Below are 261 nucleotides of genomic sequence, written 5' to 3' on the forward strand. Positions count from 1 at the left end.
GATTGGTGGCCTTCCGACAATAAGTAGGTACCGACATCATAGGCCAGCTTCTCGTTGTCATTATCCACATAGGAAATGCTGCTGTCCAAAGGATCGGGGCGCCCCACCAGAACTAAAGGAATTTTCATCTGGTCATACCTTGCTATGCGCTGATCATCCTTGCGCGGATACAGCATAATAACGCCGTCTACCGGATCGCTCGAAAATTGTGTCAAATCGTCAAATTCCGGAAGCGTATCGAGCAATATGCGATAACCGTTC

The 261-nt window shown here is 48.3% G+C and carries 1 pseudogene; it reads right to left on the reverse strand.

What is annotated here, in order from left to right:
* Positions 1-261, reverse strand: a pseudogene (locus KVT27_RS25165) (LacI family DNA-binding transcriptional regulator); the annotation flags it as partial.

The organism is Lysinibacillus sp. GbtcB16, assembly GCF_019091145.1.
GTDB lineage: Bacteria > Bacillota > Bacilli > Bacillales_A > Planococcaceae > Lysinibacillus > Lysinibacillus fusiformis.